General features: G+C 66.2%; 16 protein-coding genes and 1 pseudogene. 8 read left to right on the forward strand and 9 right to left on the reverse strand.

The genetic code is table 11. The features are described from left to right. Nucleotides 1-24 precede the first annotated feature (24 nt). Together ACT2B0_RS02875 and ACT2B0_RS02880 are read left to right on the forward strand one after the other, a co-directional pair. Nucleotides 25-1,404, forward strand: coding sequence for a Ppx/GppA phosphatase family protein (locus tag ACT2B0_RS02875; RefSeq protein WP_473461241.1), 1,380 nt, complete (start codon nt 25-27; stop codon nt 1,402-1,404). After that, nucleotides 1,401-2,099, forward strand: a complete 699-nt coding sequence (locus tag ACT2B0_RS02880; RefSeq protein ID WP_473461243.1) for an RlmE family RNA methyltransferase — start codon at nt 1,401-1,403, stop codon at nt 2,097-2,099. Before ACT2B0_RS02875 ends, ACT2B0_RS02880 begins: the two co-directional genes overlap by 4 nt. Nucleotides 2,100-2,106: 7 nt before the next feature. Here ACT2B0_RS02880 and ACT2B0_RS02885 read toward each other — a convergent pair whose 3' ends face one another. The 3 genes from ACT2B0_RS02885 to ACT2B0_RS02895 all read right to left on the reverse strand — a co-directional run bounded on the left by ACT2B0_RS02885 (nt 2,107) and on the right by ACT2B0_RS02895 (nt 5,829). Beyond that, entirely contained in the window at nt 2,107-3,522 is a 1,416-nt protein-coding gene (locus tag ACT2B0_RS02885) for an MFS transporter (RefSeq protein ID WP_473461246.1), read from the reverse strand. A gap of 131 nt (nt 3,523-3,653) precedes the next feature. After that, nucleotides 3,654-4,730 (reverse strand): M48 family metallopeptidase, encoded by a 1,077-nt coding sequence (locus ACT2B0_RS02890; protein WP_473461248.1) that lies wholly within the window; start codon nt 4,728-4,730, stop codon nt 3,654-3,656. Further along, entirely contained in the window at nt 4,720-5,829 is a 1,110-nt protein-coding gene (locus tag ACT2B0_RS02895; protein ID WP_473461250.1) for a YjgN family protein, read from the reverse strand. Before ACT2B0_RS02895 ends, ACT2B0_RS02890 begins: the two co-directional genes overlap by 11 nt. 237 nt (nt 5,830-6,066) lie before the next feature. Here ACT2B0_RS02895 and guaB point away from each other — a divergent pair, with 237 nt between their 5' ends. Then, nucleotides 6,067-7,569, forward strand: coding sequence for an IMP dehydrogenase (gene guaB, locus ACT2B0_RS02900; protein ID WP_473461253.1), 1,503 nt, complete (start codon nt 6,067-6,069; stop codon nt 7,567-7,569). A gap of 16 nt (nt 7,570-7,585) precedes the next feature. Here guaB and ACT2B0_RS02905 read toward each other — a convergent pair whose 3' ends face one another. Continuing rightward, the gene (locus ACT2B0_RS02905; RefSeq protein WP_473461256.1) at nt 7,586-8,500 is read right to left on the reverse strand and encodes an NAD(P)/FAD-dependent oxidoreductase; all 915 of its coding nucleotides are present in this window, start codon (nt 8,498-8,500) and stop codon (nt 7,586-7,588) included. Then, a complete protein-coding gene (locus ACT2B0_RS02910) occupies nt 8,493-8,945 on the reverse strand; it encodes an Rrf2 family transcriptional regulator (RefSeq protein ID WP_473461258.1) in 453 nt (150 codons plus the stop codon). Before ACT2B0_RS02910 ends, ACT2B0_RS02905 begins: the two co-directional genes overlap by 8 nt. Before the next feature lie 176 nt (nt 8,946-9,121). Between ACT2B0_RS02910 and ACT2B0_RS02915 the strand changes: the two genes are divergently transcribed. Then, a complete protein-coding gene (locus tag ACT2B0_RS02915) occupies nt 9,122-9,541 on the forward strand; it encodes an MAPEG family protein (RefSeq protein WP_473461261.1) in 420 nt (139 codons plus the stop codon). A gap of 33 nt (nt 9,542-9,574) precedes the next feature. Here the strand turns inward: ACT2B0_RS02915 and ACT2B0_RS02920 are convergent. Then, nucleotides 9,575-10,459: pseudogene (locus ACT2B0_RS02920) on the reverse strand (hydrogen peroxide-inducible genes activator); the annotation flags it as partial. Nucleotides 10,460-10,836: 377 nt separating this feature from the next. Here ACT2B0_RS02920 and katG point away from each other — a divergent pair. The 4 genes from katG to guaA all read left to right on the forward strand — a co-directional run bounded on the left by katG (nt 10,837) and on the right by guaA (nt 16,808). Continuing rightward, entirely contained in the window at nt 10,837-13,032 is a 2,196-nt protein-coding gene (gene katG, locus ACT2B0_RS02925; RefSeq protein WP_473461264.1) for a catalase/peroxidase HPI, read from the forward strand. A gap of 214 nt (nt 13,033-13,246) precedes the next feature. Next, on the forward strand, nt 13,247-14,533 hold the full coding sequence (locus ACT2B0_RS02930) for an RsmB/NOP family class I SAM-dependent RNA methyltransferase (protein WP_473461267.1): 1,287 nt from the start codon (nt 13,247-13,249) through the stop codon (nt 14,531-14,533). Between the two features lie 143 nt (nt 14,534-14,676). Continuing rightward, a complete protein-coding gene (locus ACT2B0_RS02935) occupies nt 14,677-15,135 on the forward strand; it encodes a PaaI family thioesterase (RefSeq protein WP_473461269.1) in 459 nt (152 codons plus the stop codon). Nucleotides 15,136-15,245: 110 nt separating this feature from the next. Next, nucleotides 15,246-16,808: a glutamine-hydrolyzing GMP synthase gene (gene guaA, locus ACT2B0_RS02940; RefSeq protein WP_473461272.1), complete on the forward strand. Its 1,563-nt coding sequence runs from the start codon at nt 15,246-15,248 to the stop codon at nt 16,806-16,808. A gap of 244 nt (nt 16,809-17,052) precedes the next feature. Here the strand turns inward: guaA and ACT2B0_RS02945 are convergent, their stop codons facing one another. The 3 genes from ACT2B0_RS02945 to groL form a co-directional block, all read right to left on the reverse strand. Next, nucleotides 17,053-17,214, reverse strand: coding sequence for a hypothetical protein (locus ACT2B0_RS02945; protein WP_473461275.1), 162 nt, complete (start codon nt 17,212-17,214; stop codon nt 17,053-17,055). 81 nt (nt 17,215-17,295) lie between these two features. After that, nucleotides 17,296-17,688, reverse strand: coding sequence for a hypothetical protein (locus ACT2B0_RS02950; RefSeq protein WP_473461277.1), 393 nt, complete (start codon nt 17,686-17,688; stop codon nt 17,296-17,298). Between the two features lie 72 nt (nt 17,689-17,760). Next, the gene (groL, locus tag ACT2B0_RS02955) at nt 17,761-19,395 is read right to left on the reverse strand and encodes a chaperonin GroEL (RefSeq protein WP_473461280.1); all 1,635 of its coding nucleotides are present in this window, start codon (nt 19,393-19,395) and stop codon (nt 17,761-17,763) included. Nucleotides 19,396-19,426 lie beyond the last annotated feature (31 nt).

The raw sequence follows: 19,426 nt of genomic DNA on the forward strand, positions 1-19,426 counted from the left end.
GCGCGGCGCCCGAAGGACGGAAGTGTGAAGGACCTCGAGGACGGCGGAAAAACGCCGGACGCGGAGGCTCCCGGCAGTTTCCCGGGCAAACGTCGCCGCGGCAAACGCAAGGCGGCGCGGGCCAGGGCGCAAGGCCGCGCTGCTGCTGGCGGCGGTGTCGCTGGTGCGGAAAAGCCGGACGCCAATCCGCAGGATGGACAAAAACGCCGGCGCAAGAAGCGTCGCCGCGGCCGCAAGGCCTATGTGCGCGATGCCGGCAACGCCGCCGCGCCGAACGTCGTCGGCAAGGCGGGGGATGAGCCGACGCGTCCGGCGGTCAACGGCCAGGCGCGGTCTTTGGCCCCCGGCGCGGCGCCGAGGCCGGCGCACCGGCACGGCCAGGCGCCGTATCACCAGCCGCCGGCCTATGCCGCCCTCGACCTCGGCACCAACAATTGCCGTCTCCTGGTCGCCGTCCCCAACCGAGCCGGCCGGTTTCGCGTCATCGACGCGTTTTCGCGCATCGTGCGGCTCGGCGAGGGGCTGACGGCGAATGGTCGTCTTGCCGACGACGCCATGGCGCGGGCGCTCGAAGCGCTGAAAGTCTGCGCCGGCAAGCTCGAGGCGCGCAGGATCGCGCGCGCGCGCCTGATTGCCACCGAAGCCTGCCGCGCCGCCGCGAACGGTGCGGAGTTCATCGACAGGGTGCGCGAGGAGACCGGTCTGGCGCTCGAGGTCATTGATCGCGAGACCGAGGCACGGCTGGCCGTGTCGGGCTGCGGCTCGCTGGTCGAGCGCGAAACGCGCGGCGTGGTTCTGTTCGACATTGGCGGCGGGTCCTCCGAAATCGCGCTGATCGACATATCCCGCCGTCGCAGCCGCCGGCTCGCCAACCATATCGTGTCGTGGACATCGTTGCCGGTCGGCGTCGTCTCGCTTTCCGAGCGTTTCGGCGGCCGCCACGTGACGCCGGAGATCTTCGCCGCCATGGTCGACGACGTCGCCGGGATGATCGATGCCTTCGACGGGCGCGACCGTCTGGGCGCCGTTGCTACCGGGGAAGGGTTTCACCTGCTTGGCACCTCCGGCACCGTGACGACGCTCGCCGGCATCTTTCTGGATTTGCCGCGCTACGACCGCCGCCGCGTCGACGGCTTGTGGATGAACGATGTCGACATAGACCGCATGGTTGAGACCCTGGTTGGCTGGGGGTTCGACGAGCGGGTGAAGAACCCATGCATCGGCGCGGATCGCGCCGACCTCGTGCTCGCAGGCTGTGCAATCCTCGAGGCGATCCGGCGCACCTGGCCGGCGACCCGGCTGCGGGTCGCCGATCGTGGCCTGCGCGAGGGCATTTTGACCGAACTGATGGCGGAGGACCGGGTCTGGGACCGCGACCGCCGCGCACGGAGCCATGTCTCGTGAAGAAACCAGGTCCGAAACCGGGCGCGCGGGCGCTGAAGGCCCGGGTGAAAAAGAAGCGCGGGCTCAAGGCCTCGTCGCGGCGCTGGCTGGAGCGGCATCTGAACGATCCTTACGTGCACCGCGCCAAGGCCGACGGCTACCGCTCGCGCGCCGCCTTCAAGCTGATCGAGATCGACGACCGGCAGAAGCTGCTCAAGCCGGGCGCGCGCGTCATCGATCTTGGCGCGGCGCCAGGCGGCTGGTCGCAGGTGGCGGTACAGCGCACCGGCTCCGATCCGGCTGCGCCCACCGTTGTGGCGATCGACTATCTGGACATGGACGCGATTGTCGGCGTGACGTTTCTGAAAATGGACTTTCTCGACGACGATGCGCCCGAGCGGCTGCTCGAAGCGCTCGGCGGGGCTCCCGACGTGGTGCTGTCGGACATGGCCGCGCCGACCACCGGTCACAAGCGCACCGACCATATCCGCACCATGCATCTGTGCGAGGTGGCGGCCGATTTCGCGATTCAGGTGCTGCGTCCGGGCGGGCATTTTTTGGCCAAGACCTTCCAGGGCGGAACCGAAAACGACCTGCTGACCCGGCTCAAGCAGAATTTCGCCAGCGTGCACCACGTCAAGCCGCCGGCCTCGCGCGACGAATCGGTCGAGCTCTACCTGCTCGCCAAGGGGTTCAAGGGACGCGAGGAGGGCTGAGCGGTCCTCAGCGCGGCGGCAGCACCTGCGAGCGGGCATTGTCGCCGCCCAGCCTGTGGCCGGAGACCGCGTTTCCGGCAGTCGGATGCAGCATCCAGAACGGCAGGGCCGCCATGGCCGCGACGCCTGCGACGATGAAAAACGCGATCTGGAACGCGCCGGCCTGCAGCGGCTGGCCGGAGATCGTCGTCACCGCCTCCAGGATGAGGCCGGCCAGCGCCACGCCGAGCGCGATGCTGACCTGCTGCGTTACCGCCGCGATCGCGGTCGCCTGTCCGGCCCTTGCGTCGTCGAGATCGGCAAATACGAGCGCGTTGACGGAGGTGAAGAACAGCGAGCGCAGGAAGCCGGCTGCAATCAGCACCGCCATGATCACCCAAACCGGGGTGCCCGAGCTGAACAGGCCGGCCGCCGCGATCATCAGCGCCCCGCCGAGGGCGGCGACGATCAAAACGGTGCGGAAGCCGCCGCGCCTGAGCGTGCGCCCGGCGAAGAACTTCATGCCGATCGCGCCGATGGCGGCGGTAAAGGTCAGCATGCCCGATTCGAACGGCGTCATGCCGAAACCGAGCTGGAACATCAGCGGCAGCAGGAACGGCGTCGCTCCGGAGCCGAACCGGAAGATCGATCCGCCGGTGATCGCGGCGCGGAAGCTGGCATTGCCGAACAGGCTGAGGTCGAGGATCGGGCGCGTCGCGCGGCGTGCGTGCGCGAGATAGAGCCCGGTCGCAGCAATCCCGACGCTTAGCGTGACCACGCCGACGACAGGCGGCAGGGCCGGCAGGCTGACCACCGACAGGCCGAAGACGATGCCCGCCGCCGCCAGTCCGGACAGAACGAAGCCGCGCATGTCGATCGGCGCCGTTCCCTCGCCGCCGGCTTCCGGCAGCAGAAGGGCGGCGGCCACGATGCCGGCGAGCCCGATCGGCACGTTGATCAGGAAAATCCAGTGCCAGCTCACGAAAGTGGTGATGAAGCCGCCCACCGGCGGGCCGAGCAGCGGCCCGATCAGGGCCGGCGCGGTCAGCCAGGCCATGGCGGAGACGAGGTTGCCGCGCGGCGTTGCCCTGACCAGCAGCAGGCGCGCCACCGGCGTCATCATCGCGCCGCCCATGCCTTGCAGGAACCGCGCCAGCACGAAGCCCGACAGCGATCCGGCAAAGGCGCAGGCGATCGAGCCGACCACGAACACGCCGATCGCGGTGCAAAAGACGCGCCGTGCGCCGAACCGGTCTGCCATCCAGGCGCTGATGGGAATGAAGATCGCGACCGAAACCAGATAGGCGGTCAGCGCCAGCTTGAGCGCGATCGGATCCGTTCCGATATCAGCCGCGATCGCTGGCAGCGAGGTGGCGATCACCGTGGAGTCCATCTGTTCCATGAACAGGGCGACCGCGAGCACCAGCGGAATGGTCCGGTTCAAACTGCTGTCCTGTCTGCGATTCTTCCTCGTCGACCGGGCGGTAGCACGTCCGGGCATGGCTGTCCCGTGCCAAAGCCGAAAATGGCCGGAGCATGGACAGGGCTGTGGACCGGGGCGGCGGTGCCTACGGCCTAGTCTGACGGGACCGCGGGCCCGTTTTGCGCGATCTCGGCCGCGTAGCGCCGGGTTTCCTCGATCCGCTCGCCGGTCGCCGGATGAGTGGTCAGGATCGCGCTGTCGCCGGTATCGCCGAAACGCGTGCGCATCAGTTCGAAGAACCGCGCGATCGCGGCCGGGTCGCGCCCGGCGCGCGCCATGATCTCGACGCTGTAGCGGTCGGCGTCGCGCTCCTGGCGGCGTGAATAGGACAGCGCAAGCAGTGCCGACCCCTGCACCAGCAGGTCCTGCACGCCGGAGCCGACATCGCCGCCGATCACCATGATAAGCCCGACGACACCGGCGGCACGGTAAAGCTGGCGCAGGCTGTGATCGTGCTCGACATGACCGATCTCGTGTCCGAGCACGCCGAGAACGAGGTCGTCGTCCGAACCGGCCAGTTCGATGAGTTCGTCGGTGATCACGATCGTGCCGTCGGGCAGCGCGAAGGCGTTCGGGCCGATCGACCCGCCGCTTCGAAATTGCAGGTCGAACCGCGCGGCGCCGCGTGGGGCGAGCGCGGCGAGTTCAAAAAAGCCGGTCGTGATTCCGGCCCGCCGCTGCTCGCTCAGCGTGCTTTGCGAAAAGGCGGTTTCGTCGAGCGAGGCGAGCACGCCCTTGCTCATCAGCTCGGGCACGATTTCGGGCGTCGCCAACACCGCCGCCTCGACGAGAAGCGGAACGGCGAAGCGGTAGACGCCGACGGCCAGAAGCGCGACCGCAGCCGCCAGCACGATCAGGCGCGGCCGAAAACGCTCGACCTCGACCAACCAGCGCGAGCCGTGGCCGATCGCGTCTGCGAGCAACCGGTCGACGCCGTCATTGTCGCGGCTGACGAACACGCTGTTGTCGGGGAAGCCGATTCGCCGCGGCACCGACCCGACGCGCCGCGAGACGACGAGGCTCGCTCGCGTGCCGCGCGCCAGGATCGCGCCGGTTTGCGTATCGCGCACGGCGGCGGTGTCCTCGTCGATGACAAAAAGCTCGGCGGCGATGTCGCGCCCCGAGCGCGCGGCGTGCCATGTGCCGGTGACGGCGGGTTCAAAAGCCAAAGTCGAGCCCCTCCACGTCCATATATTCCGCGCCGACCGCGGCCCCTTCGTCGGTGATCGTGTCGATATAGCTGTCGAGCGCGCCGACCGTGTCGACGGCGGTGCAGATGGCGAGATAGCGCGCCATGCGCACCGCCGCCCAGGGGCGCAGCAGGCCGAGCGTGAACACCGTGGCGATGAGATTGGTGATCGAAATCCAGACGTAGCGCCAGCGCCCGAGCGAGGATGCGAGCGCGTGGCGTCCGTCGATGACGGTTTCGCTGACGGCGGCGTTGCGCGAGCCGGCGTGGTAGAGCAGGCCGACGATCACGTAGAGCACGATCAGCGGCAGGAAGCCGACATAGATCAGCGCCAGCACGCCGGCGGTCAGCGTGCCGACCCCGCCGCCGCCGCCGACGATATCGGCGAGTTCGGAGCCGTAGAGATAGCCGAGCGCGACCGAGCCGGCGAGGAACAGCAGGATGCCGCCGCCAAACAGGATCGCCGGCAGCCACCATTGCCCGAACAGTTTCTCCAGACGCGGGTCGCAGTCGATCGGCCGGCCGCCATAGGTGAGATTGCCGAGCGTGTAGCTCCAGATCCAGCGCGAGGCGACGGGTGCAAGCACGCCCAGCGTGCCCCAGGTCAGCACGCCGCCCGCCACATAGGCGAGCAGGGCGCCCCAATACCCGCCCTCGAAGTCGAAGCGGACATTGCGGTAGCTCGTCACCCGGGCGCGGAAGCGCAGTCCGCGCATCACGAGATAGGGCAGGGCGAGAAAGAAGCCAATCGCCAGGACGATGCTGAAACCGGGTGCGAAATAGAGCGCCAGATTGTAGGTGGCGATCAGCGCCAACGCGATGATGCGGCCGAGCAGGATCTGGCCGGGCCTGGCGTGATATTCGAAACTGGCATCGCCGAGCCATGTGCTGCCGTGAAAAAAGCGCATGCGGCGCACCTTTGCCCAGGCCGAATAGATACCGAGCGTCAGGATGGTCAAAAACACGTTGACCAGCCAGATGCCGAAATATTCGCGCGCGGTCCCGGTGAAGACGAACGGCTCGCGCCGCATTGTCTGGTCGACGTCCCCGTCTTCACGTGTCGGTGTCGTCTCGTTCATGGACCGGTCGTTCCCGCCAGTGCTCCGGTTGACGCAGTCCAAATCTTGGCCCCGTGCGGCGGGCGCGGCAAGCGGAACCTTTTCGTACCGAGTTGCAGATCATCGTCAGCGGTGCCGTGTGCGCTTCTTTTCAATGTCATCCAGACGTGATACCAGCCAGCGCCAATCCTGAACGGGAAATCAGCGGTTCGGTGTGGCCACGGGGGCCGCGCCGGTTTCAGCATTCAAGGAATGGCCATGGCGAAAATCATCGAAAGCGTGACCGGTCTGGAAGCGCTGACCTTCGACGACGTACTTCTGCAGCCGGGCCATTCGGACGTGCTGCCGGGGCAGACCGAGGTCAGCACCCGCATTGCCGGCGACATCGATCTCAATATTCCCATCCTGTCGGCGGCGATGGACACCGTCACCGAATCGCGGCTCGCCATCGCGATGGCGCAGGCCGGTGGCATCGGCGTCATCCACCGTAATTTTTCTCCCGCCGAACAGGCCGAGGAGGTCCGCCAGGTCAAGAAGTTCGAATCCGGCATGGTGGTCAATCCTGTCACCATCGGCCCCGATGCCACGCTTGCCGATGCCCAGGCGTTGATGCGCTCGCACGGCATATCCGGCATTCCGGTGGTCGAAAACGGCGGTGCCGGCGGCCACAAGACCGGACGGCTGGTCGGTATCCTCACCAACCGCGACGTGCGTTTCGCCTCGGACCCGGACCAGAAGGTTTCGGAGCTGATGACCCATGAGAACCTGGTGACGGTCAAGGACGGCGTCGACCAGAAGGAAGCCCAGCGTCTCTTGCATCAGCGCCGCATCGAAAAGCTGCTGGTGGTCGACGAGCACGGCCGTTGCATCGGCTTGATCACGGTCAAGGATATCGAAAAGACGCAGCTCAACCCGAATGCGTCCAAAGACGCCCAGGGCCGGCTGCGGGCCGCGGCCGCGACCAGCGTCGGCGATGACGGGTTCGAACGCGCCGAGCGGCTGATCGATGCCGGCGTCGACCTTTTGGTCATCGATACGGCGCACGGCCATTCGCAGCGCGTGTTGGATGCGGTCGCGCGCGCCAAGAAACTGTCGAACGCCGTGCGCATCGTTGCAGGCAACGTTGCGACCGCGGATGGAACCAAGGCGCTGATCGACGCCGGCGCGGATGCGGTCAAGATCGGCATCGGGCCGGGCTCGATCTGCACCACCCGGATCGTGGCCGGCGTCGGCGTGCCGCAGCTCTCGGCGATCATGGCGGCCGCCGAGGAGGCCGACAGGCAGGGCATCGCGGTGATCGCCGACGGCGGCATCAAATATTCCGGCGATCTGGCCAAGGCGCTGGCTGCCGGCGCGCGCGCGGCCATGGTCGGCTCGCTGCTGGCGGGCACCGAGGAAAGCCCCGGCGAGGTCTATCTGCACCAGGGACGTTCCTTCAAGGCCTATCGCGGCATGGGCTCGGTGGGGGCGATGGCGCGCGGCTCGGCCGACCGCTATTTTCAGGCCGAGGTGCGCGACACGCTCAAGCTGGTGCCCGAGGGGATCGAGGGCCAGGTGCCCTACAAGGGGCCCGTCAGCGGGGTTCTGCACCAGCTCGTCGGCGGGTTGAAGGCGGCGATGGGGTATGTCGGCGCGCAGGATCTGGAGACGTTTCGCCGTCGCGCGACCTTCGTGCGTATTTCCGGCGCCGGTTTGCGCGAAAGCCATACCCACGACGTTACCATCACCCGCGAGAGCCCCAACTATCCGGGCATGAGCTGACCGCTCCGCGCCGGGCTCACGCGGCCCGGGCCTGAGCGGCGGTCTCGAAGATCAGCGAGCGGTGCGTGGCGGTGCCGGCGAAGGCGCCGTCTCCCACCGCCAGCGCCACCGAGGCGACCGGACGCACGACGTCGCCGCAGGCGAAAACGCCGAGCACCGTGGTCTGCCGGGTATCGTCGGTGACAATCATCGGGCCGAGGGGCCCGTCCTCGAGCACGCAGCCCATTTGTTCGGGGATGGCGCTGGCGATGCGCGTGCGCGGCGTGACGAACAGTCCGTCGAAGGCAAGATGCCGCCCGTCGCGCAGGATCGCGACCGGGGCGCCAGCCTCGCCGCCGATCTCGGCGACGGCGACCGGCTCGATTGCAACGCCGCGTCGCTCGAGTTCCGCCAGTTCGTGCGCATCCGGCGCTACGGCGGCGTTGACGAGCAATGTGGTGGGTCCCCATTCCGGCAGCATCATGGCCTGATGCAACGCCATCGGGCTGGTCGCCAGAACGCCGATGCGACCGCGTTCGAGCTCGTAGCCGTGACAGTAGGGACAGGCCATCGCGCCGACGCCCCAGTGCGCGGCCAGGCCGGGAATCTCGGGCAGGATGTCCGTAACGCCACAGGCGATCACCACACGGCGGCCGGCGAGCTTTCTGTCATCGTCGAGCGTGACCTCGAAACCGTCGATCCGTCCCGATGCCGCCATGGCGCGACCCTCAAGCCAGGTCACGGTCGGATAGGCGAGCAATTGCTGCCGCGCCTCGCGTGCGATTGCCTCGGGCGCATGGCCGTCACGGCCGAGAAAACCGTGCGAGCTGTGGGCGAAGCGGTTGCGGCGCTCGCCTCCATCGACGATCGCGATGCTGCGCCGGGCGCGTGCGAGAGGCAAGGCCGCCGACATGCCGGCATAGCTGCCGCCGACGATGATGACGTCAAACATGAAAGTCTCCCTTTCCCGGATATTGGTCGAACCGGTCGCGGAAATCGGCGAAAATGTCGGCGAGCGTGACCGAAGACAGGCGTGCCAGGATACGCCGTTCGGCGTCGCGCATCGAATCTTCCAGCGCGGCGTTGACTGATTGTTCGATAAGGCAGTCGGGTTGGCTGTGGCGGTTGCCGAATGCGAAGAAGTCCGGCGCGCCGAGCGCGCGATGGATGTCGGCGAGCGTGATCGCTTCCAGGTCGCGGGCCAAAGACCAGCCCCCGCCATGGCCTTTTTCGGAGACGACGATCCCGGCCCGGCGCAGCCCCGCCATGGTGCGGCGCACCGCCGCCGCGTTGCCGTGCATGAAGCGCGCCAGGTCCGCTGATCTGAGCGGCCTGTCGGTGTCTGCCATGTGCAGCAGCAGGTGCAGCATGGCGGAAAGTCGTGTATCGCGTTTCATGTATCAATAGATGTTACATGAAAGACCGGATGTCAAGCCGGGCAGGGGCGCTGCGCCGGATCCGGTCCCGCGGCCGCGCCGTTCATCTGAACGCTCCCTGCGCCCGGCTGTCGCGTGTGGGGTCCGCACGTGCTATCGGCTTGGAGCGAGACCAACTGCGTGAAGGAGCGCCGCGCATGAACCAGACCGCCATCATCTGGCCGATGATCGCCCATGTCGTCCTGGTCTATTCCATCTATGTACTGATTGCCCGCCGTCGCCGCGCCGCCGTCAGGGCAGGGTCGGCCAAGCCGTCGCAGTTCCGCGAGAACGTTGTCGAGCCGCCGGAAAGTCAATACGTGCGCAACAATTTGGCCAACCAGTTCGAACTGCCGGTGCTGTTCCATTCCGGCTGTCTGGCGCTTTATGTCACCGGCGGCGCCGGGCTGGTCGCGGTGATATTGGCTTGGCTGTTCGTGGCGTCACGCTGTGTCCACGCCATCGTCCATGTCACCACCAACCGCATCCGTCACCGCCAGCCTGCCTTTGCTCTCGGCTTTCTCGCGCTTGGCGCGATGTGGCTGTGGCTGGCGCTGCATCTCCTGGCGCTCGTCTGATTCCGACCGGGGCGGCTCCGGCGCCGCCTCGATGATGCCGCGTATCAGCCTGGCCAGGGTGCGGCATTCCTCGGCCCTGGCGCCGTTCTTGCGCCGCGCGAGGCAGATCGTGCGCGCAGGCACAGGGGCTGCGAACGGCACCACCTTTAGACCGCGGGTCTGGCTGGCCGCCGTGATCGCCATTTCGGGGATCAAGGTCACGCCGAGCCCATGGGCGACCATCTGCAGCAATGTCGTCAGGCTAGTCGCGCCGTAGCTCGCCATCGCCACCGGCTTGACGCTGCCGCATACGGCAAGCGCCTGTTCGCGCAGGCAGTGGCCTTCCTCGAGCAGCATCAGTTTTTCCAGGGCAGGGCTTTCCGGCGGCACCGGCGGCGCGACAAAATCCGGGTCGTCGGCCGGCGCGGCGAGAAAGAACCGGTCCTCGAACAGCGGCTCGGCCGTCAGGCCCGGCGCCTCGATCGGCAGGGCGGCGATGAAGGCGTCGAGCCCGCCCACCGATGTCTCCGAGACCAATGTCGCCGTCACCGCCTCGCGCAGTTCGAGCTGCAGATCGGGAAACTGCTGTCGCAGCGTGGGCAGCACCCGTGGTAGCAGATAGGGGGCGACGGTGGGGATCAGGCCGAGCCGGAAACGTCCTTCCATCGGCCGGCGACCGCTCTGCGTGGCCGCCTCGATCTCGCGGACTTCCGAAAGAACGGCGGCGAAGCGCGGCAGCAGCGAGCGCGCATCCTCCGTCAGCCTGACGCCGGCGCGGCCGCGTTCGAAAAGCCGGCAGCCGAGCTTTTCCTCCATTTCGGCGATCTGCGCCGAAAGCGCAGGCTGGGTCACCCCGACCAGTGCTGCGGCGCGCCCGAAATGCAGGCTTTCGGCCAGCGCTTCGCAATATTCCATCTGCCGCAGGGTCAATCTAATCATAATTTTAAATTATCAAAATGAACAGAATTCGCAATTTGTATCTATGAATAATCCAGCCTAGTCTGAGTTTATTCGGTGAACGCAGCCGATCCCCGATCCCCGGTCCGCTGCGATGTCGACGGCGCCGACAATGTCGCGATCGGAGGAGAAGTCGCGATGGGAGGAAGAATTCGCTTTCGACCATCCTGCGATCGGCGCTGTGGCCGGAGTACGCCGCCCGCAGATATGTTTGCCTGCCAGCAACCAGGCCGCGGGCTTGAGCCGGTCGCGGTGGAGCGCGCGTGGCGTTGCGGCCGAACCGGCATGGCATTCGCTCCGCGGTCCGGAAAGGCTTTGCGCGGTGGCTGAAAACATTCAAGATCGAAACGGAGAACGAGATGGACGCCAAGACTGACAAGAACGCGGGCAAATGTCCGGTCCTGCACACCTCCGTCGGTGTCAGGTCGAACCGCGACTGGTGGCCCAACCAGTTGAACCTGAAAATTCTGCACCAGAACTCGGCCCTGTCCGACCCGATGGGCCCGGCGTTCAACTATGCCGAGGCGTTCAAGAAACTCGATCTGGCCGCCGTGAAGAAGGACCTTCACGCCCTGATGACCGACAGCCAGGATTGGTGGCCGGCCGACTATGGTCATTACGGGCCGCTCTTCATCCGCATGGCATGGCACAGCGCCGGCACATATCGCACCGGCGACGGCCGCGGCGGCTCCTCGTCCGGTTCGCAGCGCTTTGCCCCGCTCAACAGCTGGCCGGACAATGTGAATCTCGACAAGGCCCGCAGGCTGCTGTGGCCGATCAAGCAGAAATACGGCAACAAGATCTCCTGGGCGGACCTGCTTGTCCTCACCGGCAACGTCGCGCTGGAATCGATGGGCTTCAAGACGTTCGGGTTCGCCGGCGGCCGCGAGGATATCTGGGAGCCGGAGGAAGACATCTATTGGGGCGCGGAAGACGTCTGGCTCGACGACAAACGCTATTCGGGCGAACGCGATCTCGAAAACCCGCTAGCCGCCGTGCAGATGGGGCTGATCTACGTCAACCCGGAAGGTCCGAACGGCCAACCGGATCCGGTTGCTTCGGGCCGCGATATCCGTGAGACTTTTGCGCGCATGGCCATGAACGACGAGGAGACCGTTGCGCTGACCGCCGGCGGCCATACGTTCGGCAAGTGCCACGGTGCCGGCGATGCGGCGCTGGTCGGGCCCGAGCCGGAGGCGGCCGGCCTGGCCGAAATGGGGCTCGGCTGGAAGAGCAGCTTCGGCTCCGGTGTGTGGGGGGATGCGATCGGCAGCGGCCTGGAAGGCGCCTGGACCCCCGATCCGATCAAATGGGACAACGGCTATTTCGACATGCTGTTCGGTTATGAATGGGAACTGACCAAGAGCCCCGCCGGCGCCTGGCAGTGGAAACCGAAGGACGTTGCCGACAAGGATCTCGCCCCGGCCGCTCACGATCCCTCCAAGCGGGTGCCGACCATGATGACGACCGCCGACATGGCGATGCGCATGGACCCGATCTACGAGCCGATTTCGCGGCGCTTCCATCAAAACCCGGACGAATTCGCCGACGCTTTCGCCAGGGCCTGGTTCAAGCTGACCCATCGCGACATGGGTCCCAAATCGCGCTATCTTGGCCCCGAGGTCCCCAGCGAGGACTTGTTGTGGCAGGATCCGATCCCGCCGGTCGACCATGACCTGATCGACGACGCCGACATCGCCGCGCTGAAGGGCAAGATCCTCGCCTCCGGCCTTTCGATATCCGAGCTCGTTTCGACCGCTTGGGCCTCGGCCTCGACCTATCGCGGTTCCGATAAGCGCGGCGGCGCCAACGGCGCCCGTATCCGCCTGACGCCGCAGAAGGATTGGGAGGTCAACCAGCCGGCCCAACTCGCCAAGGTGCTTGACACGCTCAGCGGCATCCAGAGCGACTTCAACGCCGCGCAGAGCGGCAACAAGAAGGTCTCGCTCGCCGACCTGATCGTGCTGGGCGGCAACGCGGCGGTCGAAAAAGCCGCGAAAGCCGCAGGCCACGATGTTGAAGTCGCCTTTTCGCCGGGGCGGACTGACGCTGCGCAGGAAGATACCGACGTGGAATCCTTCGACGTGCTGGAGCCGGTTGCGGACGGGTTCCGCAACTACCTCAAGACGCGGTTCACCGTGCCAGCCGAAGAAATGCTGCTCGATCGGGCCCAACTGCTGACGCTGACCGCGCCGGAAATGACCGTGCTTGTCGGCGGCCTGCGCGTCTTGGGCGCCAATCACGGCCAGTCGAACCACGGCGTCTTCACCGCGCGCACCGAAACGCTGACCAACGATTTCTTCGCCAACCTGCTCGATATGGGCACGCAGTGGAAGGCGGTTTCCGAGGACGAGGACACGTTCGAGGGCCGCGACCGCAAGACGGGCGAACTGAAATGGACCGGGACCCGTGTCGATCTGGTCTTTGGGTCGAATTCCCAACTCCGTGCCCTGGCCGAGGTCTACGGCCAGGACGATGCGCAAGGTAAGTTCGTTGCCGACTTCGTGGCGGCCTGGAACAAGGTGATGAACGCAGATCGGTTCGATCTCGCCTGATCCGGTATGCGCCGGCGTTGCCGTCCTCGCGTCGGGGGCGGTGGCGCGACCGTAAACGAACCATAAGGGCGCGGCCTCGGCCGCGCCCTTCGCGTGCCGGGAGTAGTGGTTTTCGGCATGCGTCTTGGCAAGCCCGAGCAAAACCCCTTCACCACGCCGGCAAGATGGTTTAGGTCGCTCGGTAATCGGGTATGCCGACATCGGGGACACCGGAATGCGTCTAGGGGGACGGCTCGCCGCCGCCATCGAAATCATCGACGATATCCACACGCGTCATCGGCCTGCCGCCGACGCGTTGAAGGATTGGGGCCTCTCGCATCGCTTCGCCGGCTCCGGCGACCGCGGCGCGATCGGCAATATCGTCTACGATGCTTTGCGCCGTCGCCGTTCGGCGGCGTGGCTGTTCCAGTCGGACGCCCCGCGCGCCCTGGCCCTGGGCGCGCTGTTGCTTGAATGGGATCTGGACCTGGCCGACATCGATGCCGCAACGGCCAAGGATGGGTTTTCCCCGCCGCCCTTGTCGGACGACGAGCGTCGCGCGGTGGCGGACAACACGCTTGCGCAGGCTCCCGATCCGGTGCGGGCCGACTGTCCGGATTGGTGTATTCCGCTAATCGAAGCCGCGTTCGGGGCCGACTGGGTTGACGAGGCGGCAGCACTTGCCTCCCGTCCGCCGCTCGATCTGCGCGTCAATCCGCTGCGCGCAAGCCGCGAGCGCGTGCTGCAGGAGATCGAGCGCAGCGGCGCGGGGCCGACTCGGATCGCCCCGTATGGCGTGCGCATCCCGCCGATCCGCGGCAGCGGTCGCCACCCCAATGTCCAGGCCGAGCCCGGCTTCCGCAAGGGCTGGTTCGAAGTTCAGGACGAGGGCTCGCAGCTGACCGCCGAGCTGGCCGGCGCCACCGCCGCCATGCAGGTGCTGGACTATTGCGCGGGCGCGGGCGGCAAGACGCTGTCGCTTTCCGCGGCGATGGAAAACGGCGGCCAGCTTTTTGCCTACGATGCCGAGAAGGCCCGGTTGGCGCCGATCTTCGAGCGTTTGCGCCGCGCCGAGTGCCGCAACGTGCAGGTGACCGCGCGTGCGGGCGAACTCGAACCGCTGGCCGGGCGCATGGACCTTGTGGTCGTCGACGCGCCGTGCAGCGGTTCGGGCACGTGGCGGCGCCGTCCCGACGCGAAATGGCGCTTGACGGCGCGCCAGGTCGAGGTGCGCCTGTCCGAGCAGGCCGCCATCCTGCAGCGCGCCAGCCGGTTCGTGAAGCCTGGCGGCCGTCTCGCCTACATCACCTGCTCGGTCTTTCCCGAGGAGAATCAGGGTCAGGTGCGCAATTTTCTGGAGGCGAACGCGGATTTCGTCGCCGTCGATGCCGCGGCCTTGTGGCGCGACCGCTTCCCAGCACACGCCGCGCGCTGCCGAAAGACCGATCCGGGGTTGCTTTTGTCGCCGCGGCTGACCGGCACGGACGGATTCTTCTTCGCCATGGTGCAAAAGATCGGTTGACGGATCGGTCGGCCGTTATTCTGATTTTGCAGCGCAGCATTTTTCTCTTTGCAATGCAGTAGAGGGCTTGCGACAATGTCCGGCCGGCTAAGGATTGCACGCGGCGCGCCATGCCGTGCCCGAACACCGCGAAGGAGCAGCACATGGCAGCGATGATCGTGCCGGAGGATGGGTTCGAAGAGCGGGTGCGCTCCAGTTTCGCGCGCCAGCGGGCGATGACGACAATCGGCGCCGAACTCACCCGGGTCACGCCGGGCATGGTGGAGATCGAACTGGCCTATAGCGAGGCGCTCACCCAGCAGCACGGTTTCCTGCATGCCGGGGTGATCTCGGCGGCGCTCGATTCGGCCTGCGGCTACGCGGCCTATTCGCTGATGCCGGCCGACGCCGCCGTGCTGACCATCGAGTTCAAGGTCAATCTGCTCGCGCCGGGAAAGGGCGAGCGTTTCCTGTTTCGCGGCTCCGTCACCAAACCCGGCCGCACCATCATCGTGGCCGACGGGCAGGCTTATGCCTTCGGCGAGAGTGGCGAGGCCAAGCTGGTCGCCACCATGACCGGCACCATGATGACGGTGCAGGGCAGAGAGGATCTCGCCGGCTGAGGCCGTGCGTCGCCGCGCCGCCCGGAACCATGCACCGATTTCTGTGAGCGCAGGACAGCCATGCCGCGTCGGCCATTGCGTGGTTGGGCGATTCGGCTTAGTTCCCTGTCATGACAGAGACCACCCATCCCGACACCGTCCTCATTATCGATTTCGGCAGCCAGGTCACCCAGCTGATTGCCCGGCGCGTGCGCGAGGCCGGTGTCTATTCCGAGATCGTCCCGTTTCAGTCCGCGGCCGAAGCCTTCGCGCGCATCGCGCCCAAGGCGGTGATCCTGTCCGGCAGTCCGCACTCCACCGTCGACATCGGCTCGCCGCGCGCGCCCGACGCGATCTTCGAGGCCGGCATTCCCGTTTTGGGCATCTGTTATGGCCAGCAGACCATGTGCGCGCAGCTTGGCGGCGCCGTGGAGGCCGGTCACCACCGTGAGTTTGGGCGTGCCTTTCTGGACGTCAAGCAGGATTGCGCGTTGTTCAAGGGCGCCTGGGCCGCCGGAACCCGCCATCAGGTCTGGATGAGCCACGGCGACCGGGTCACCGACATTCCGCCGGGTTTCGAAGTCGTCGGCACGTCCAGCGGCGCGCCGTTCGCCGCGATCGCCGACGAGGCCCGCCGCTTCTATGCCGTCCAGTTTCATCCCGAAGTCGTCCACACGCCGGACGGCGCCAGGCTGCTGGCCAATTTCGTGATCGATATTGCCGGCCTGAAGGGCGACTGGACCATGGCCGCGTATCGCGAGCAGGCGATCGCCTCGATCCGCGCCCAGATCGGCGACGGCAAGGTGATTTGCGCGCTGTCGGGCGGGGTGGATTCCTCCGTCGCCGCGCTCTTGATCCACGAGGCCGTCGGTGACCAGCTTACCTGCATCCTGGTCGACCATGGCCTGATGCGCAAAAACGAGGCGGCCGAGGTGGTCGCCATGTTCCGCGAACATTACAATCTGCCGCTGGTGCTGGTCGACGCGGCCGACCGGTTTGTCGGCGCGCTCGAGGGCGAGGCCGACCCCGAGAAAAAGCGCAAGACCATCGGCCGCCTGTTCATCGAGGTCTTCGAAGAGGAAGCCAACAAGCTCGGCGGCGCCGACTTCCTCGCTCAGGGCACGCTCTATCCCGACGTGATCGAAAGCGTGTCCTTCACCGGCGGCCCGTCCGTCACCATCAAGTCGCATCACAATGTCGGCGGCCTGCCGGAACGCATGAACATGCAGCTCGTCGAGCCGCTGCGCGAACTGTTCAAGGACGAGGTGCGCGTACTCGGCAAGGAGCTCGGCCTGCCCGATCATTTCATCGGCCGGCATCCGTTTCCGGGGCCGGGGCTCGCCATCCGCTGTCCGGGCGGCATCACCCGCGACAAGCTCGACATTCTGCGCGAGGCCGACGCGATCTATCTCGACGAGATTCGCAAGGCCGGTCTCTACGACGCCATCTGGCAAGCCTTCGCCGTACTCTTGCCGGTGCAGACGGTCGGCGTGATGGGCGACGGCCGCACCTATGAATTCGTCTGTGCGCTGCGTGCCGTCACCTCGGTCGACGGCATGACGGCGGATTTCTACCATTACGACATGGAATTTCTCGGCCGCGCCGCCACCCGCATCATCAACGAGGTCCGCGGCATCAACCGCGTCGTCTACGACGTGACCTCGAAGCCGCCCGGCACCATCGAATGGGAATAGAATATCTGCGTAGCCAGGCAGGTTCGTTCACGGTTCTGTCCGAGCAAGGATCGGCGGTATGGCTGCCTCGCCGACCAGTTTCGGGCTCGCGGCGTGTTCAATAGGTAATGCTGGTCAGGGCCACGTAGAGGAAGGTTGCAACCAGGCCGCAAACGATCAGCAACAAGAGCCAGAGTGACGGCTCCGTCCTTACTCGGTCCAGATATCTCATTTCATACCGCCTTTGCGCAGGCATTCGTGTGTTTCAGACAAGCCGGCTGTCTTCATCCGTCTGTGCGGTGACACCGCGGGTCGCCTTGGCGTCGGCTTTTCCGGGTTTTTCCTGAACGGTCTTGCCCGGCTGCTCGATGCGGGTCCCGTCGTTCTTGTCGGGCCGGGGCTCGGTTTTCTTGGTGAAGGTGATCATCGGTCGCGTCCCTTGCAACGGGTGGATCGGCAGGTGGGCCGAAGCTGTGGTCCGGCCCGCCGGGCTCGGTGCGCTCGAGTCTTAAGCGATGAGGGCGGCAGCGCAGGCTTCGGCGCCACGCCTGTCGGGGGTGGTCTGTCCGGGCATCGTCGCCCAGCCGCCATCCTCGATGAAGCGTCGCTTGGCAGAGTCACTGCTGATCGCCTTGAGCTCCGATAGGCGGGTCGCGGAGCCCGCCGCGGCGTTGAAGCGCTCGACGCAGATGTCGCTCGCCAATTCCCCGCGGGCGACGCTGCCCGCCGTTGCCGCAAGATCGCGCGAGGTGCCTCCCGTAACCCAGCCGCCCCAGGAAAAGCCGACAATCATGGTGGCGACGGCCGCGCCGGCACAGGCCCACACGAGTGTCGATTTCGACGGCTGGTAGTCGTTCCAGCGGCGGGCGATCGATTTCTTGGCGTCGTTTTGCATGGCCATGGAGATACTCCTTCGTGATTGTTTCTGCAGAACCGCCTTGCGGCCGCGTCGGCCAAACGGTTCAGCCACTGCTCAGTAGTCCATTGCGCCCATCCCGCCATTGCCAGCGGCGGCGGCGGAATCCTTGGCGGGAATATCAGCAATCATCGCCTCGGCGGTGATCAGCAACGCGGCGATCGACCCGGCATCCTGCAGCGCGGTCCGCACGACTTTCGCCGGATCGACGATGCCGGCCTTGATCATGTCGACATAGGTTTCCGTCTGGGCGTCGAAACCCTGGTTGCGGTCCTTGCTGTCGGTGAGTTTTCCCACGACGGTCGACCCCTCGACGCCGGCATTCTCGGCGATCTGTCGGATTGGGGCCTCGAGCGCCCGCAGCACGATCGAAATGCCCGCGGTCTCGTCGCCGTTGGCGCCCGTCAATGCGCGCAGAACCATCCTGGCGCGCAGCAGCGCAACGCCGCCGCCCGGAACGATGCCTTCCTCGACAGCCGCGCGGGTCGCGTTGAGCGCGTCGTCGACGCGGTCTTTCTTCTCCTTGACCTCGGTTTCCGTCGCGCCGCCGACGCGGATGACGGCAACGCCGCCGGCGAGCTTGGCCAGACGCTCCTGCAGCTTTTCCTTGTCGTAGTCGGAGGTCGTTTCCTCGATCTGTTGTTTGATCTGGGCGATTCGCGCGGCGATTCCCGCTTTGTCGCCCGTGCCGTCGATCACCGTGGTCGTATCCTTGTCGATCACCACCCGTTTGGCGCGGCCGAGCATGTCCAGGTTCACGTTCTCAAGCTTGGTCCCGAGGTCTTCCGAGATCACCTGGCCACTGGTGAGAATGGCGATGTCCTCAAGCATCGCCTTGCGGCGATCGCCGAAGCCCGGCGCCTTGACGGCCGCGACCTTCAGGCCGCCGCGCAGCTTGTTGACCACCAGGGTCGCCAGCGCCTCGCCTTCCACGTCCTCGGCGATGATCAGCAGCGGCTTGCCGCTCTGCACGACGACTTCCAGGATCGGCAGCATGGTCTGCAGATTGCCAAGCTTCTTCTCGTGGATGAGAATGTAGGGCTCGTCGAGCTCGACCCGCATTTTCTCGGCATTGGTGACGAAATAGGGCGAGAGATAACCGCGGTCGAACTGCATGCCTTCGACGACCTCGAGCTCGGTCTCGGCGGTCTTGGCTTCCTCGACCGTAATCACGCCCTCGTTGCCGACCTTGTCCATCGCCTTCGCGATCATCGCGCCGACGGTGGCGTCGCCATTGGCGGCGATCGTGCCGACCTGCGCGATCTCGCTGGACGACTTGACTTTCGTCGCCTGCGCCTGGATCTCCGCGACGACGGCGGCAACGCCGAGGTCGATGCCGCGCTTGAGGTCCATCGGGTTCATGCTGGCGGCGACCAGTTTCACGCCCTCGCGCAAGATGGAGGCGGCCAGGACGGTCGCGGTCGTGGTGCCGTCGCCGGCGATGTCGTTGGTCTTGGAGGCGACTTCGCGCACCATCTGCGCGCCCATGTTCTCGAACTTGTCTTCAAGCTCGATTTCCTTGGCGACGGTGACGCCGTCCTTGGTGATGCGCGGCGCGCCGTAGGCCTTGTCGATGACGACGTTGCGGCCCTTGGGGCCGAGCGTCACCTTGACGGCGTTGTTGAGCAGTTCGACGCCGCGTAACATGCGGTCGCGCGCGTCGGTGGAAAATCTGATTTGCTTGGCAGACATGATGTTCGTCCAGTTCGGTAATGAAAGACAA

This window comes from Nitratireductor sp. J20-h4 (genome assembly GCF_056780505.1).

Bases quoted from the DNA above. Each gene is read 5' to 3' on its own strand.
- ACT2B0_RS02895 (WP_473461250.1), bottom strand. From the start codon at position 5,829: ATGAACGAGACGACACCGACACGTGAAGACGGGGACGTCGACCAGACA.
- guaB (WP_473461253.1), top strand. From the start codon at position 6,067: ATGGCGAAAATCATCGAAAGCGTGACCGGTCTGGAAGCGCTGACCTTC.
- ACT2B0_RS02905 (WP_473461256.1), bottom strand. From the start codon at position 8,500: ATGTTTGACGTCATCATCGTCGGCGGCAGCTATGCCGGCATGTCGGCG.
- ACT2B0_RS02910 (WP_473461258.1), bottom strand. From the start codon at position 8,945: ATGAAACGCGATACACGACTTTCCGCCATGCTGCACCTGCTGCTGCAC.
- ACT2B0_RS02915 (WP_473461261.1), top strand. From the start codon at position 9,122: ATGAACCAGACCGCCATCATCTGGCCGATGATCGCCCATGTCGTCCTG.
- katG (WP_473461264.1), top strand. From the start codon at position 10,837: ATGGACGCCAAGACTGACAAGAACGCGGGCAAATGTCCGGTCCTGCAC.
- ACT2B0_RS02930 (WP_473461267.1), top strand. From the start codon at position 13,247: ATGCGTCTAGGGGGACGGCTCGCCGCCGCCATCGAAATCATCGACGAT.
- ACT2B0_RS02935 (WP_473461269.1), top strand. From the start codon at position 14,677: ATGGCAGCGATGATCGTGCCGGAGGATGGGTTCGAAGAGCGGGTGCGC.
- guaA (WP_473461272.1), top strand. From the start codon at position 15,246: ATGACAGAGACCACCCATCCCGACACCGTCCTCATTATCGATTTCGGC.
- ACT2B0_RS02945 (WP_473461275.1), bottom strand. From the start codon at position 17,214: ATGATCACCTTCACCAAGAAAACCGAGCCCCGGCCCGACAAGAACGAC.
- ACT2B0_RS02950 (WP_473461277.1), bottom strand. From the start codon at position 17,688: ATGGCCATGCAAAACGACGCCAAGAAATCGATCGCCCGCCGCTGGAAC.
- groL (WP_473461280.1), bottom strand. From the start codon at position 19,395: ATGTCTGCCAAGCAAATCAGATTTTCCACCGACGCGCGCGACCGCATG.